Source organism: Paenibacillus periandrae (assembly GCF_022458865.1).
Classification (GTDB): Bacteria; Bacillota; Bacilli; order Paenibacillales; family NBRC-103111; genus Paenibacillus_S; species Paenibacillus_S periandrae.
In genome coordinates this window covers 1-261 of sequence record NZ_JAJNMU010000195.1, presented here as the reverse complement: position 1 = coordinate 261, position 261 = coordinate 1, and the positions used below count along the sequence as shown (strand labels likewise).

General features: G+C 49.0%; 1 tRNA gene. It reads left to right on the top strand.

Annotated elements, in window-relative coordinates:
* The first annotated feature begins 138 nt into the window (after window positions 1-138).
* Window positions 139-214: transfer RNA gene (locus LRL21_RS45200), tRNA-Asn, on the top strand.
* The last annotated feature ends 47 nt before the right edge of the window (window positions 215-261 follow it).

The following is a 261-nucleotide window of genomic DNA, read 5'->3' as shown; positions in this document are numbered from 1 at the left end:
CTGACGAATACTAATCGGTCGAGGGCTTATCCAAGAAAAGAGTCTTGCAAGCGAAAGCGAGTGAGACGCGCTGCTCAAGCGTAATGCGCAAGTTTCGGATCTAGTTTTCAGGGTGCAAACCTTGAATTGTAGTCATATTCCCTGATAGCTCAGTTGGTAGAGCACTCGACTGTTAATCGAGTTGTCACAGGTTCGAGTCCTGTTCGGGGAGCCATATGGAGAGGTGTCCGAGTTTGGTCGAAGGAGCACGATTGGAAATCG